At 57.2% G+C, this 278-nt stretch carries 1 pseudogene; it reads right to left on the reverse strand.

The features are described 5' to 3' along the window. Positions 1-50: 50 nt before the first annotated feature. Positions 51-278 (reverse strand): annotated as a pseudogene (locus AC0L3D_RS37090) (hypothetical protein); the annotation flags it as partial.

Raw genomic sequence — 278 nt, forward strand, 5'->3', positions numbered from 1 at the left:
TATAGCGCGGCGATCTGGGAGAGACCTGCGCGACAATCTGGATGAGACTCTCAGAGCGCGGTCATGGGCAAATTATCATGCTGATTGTCGCTGGCAAGGTTTTCGTCGTTTTCTGATCGTCGCTCCGCGACAAGCTCGTGCGTATTTTTGATTGTCGCGTAGGAGGCGGGCCTGCCGCGCTGGCGTTTGGCTTCCATGGCGGATCTGCGCCGGTAGCTTTCGACATTCATCTCGAAGATCGTTGCGTGATGAACAAGCCGATCGACCGCGGCGAGGGT

It is taken from the genome of Mesorhizobium sp. WSM4837 (assembly GCF_055811435.1).